The 221-nt window shown below is 38.9% G+C and carries 1 protein-coding gene; it reads right to left on the bottom strand.

Annotated elements, in window-relative coordinates:
- Positions 1-221: amidase domain-containing protein (locus tag CSX02_RS10805; protein ID WP_189281533.1), on the bottom strand; the 221-nt coding region annotated here is incomplete at both ends.

Genomic DNA, 221 nt, shown 5'->3' on the forward strand with positions numbered 1-221 from the left:
TAGAACCATTTTTTGTTTGTCTCTATAATATTTCCATTTGTTTTATCCTTATATGATTTTGGAAATGTCATAAGCATGCCACCAGCTTTTATACACTGCGAAACATAATTTGTACAATCCGATCCGTAATATGCATATACAGGATTATGTCCATCTGCCCATTCTCTGGCATATTCTGCGGCCGCTTCTCCGTTCCACTTTAAATCCGGTGGTGGAGCCAC

Origin of the sequence: Agathobacter ruminis, from assembly GCF_002735305.1 — a bacterium.
In the GTDB taxonomy this organism is placed as follows: domain Bacteria; phylum Bacillota; class Clostridia; order Lachnospirales; family Lachnospiraceae; genus Roseburia; species Roseburia ruminis.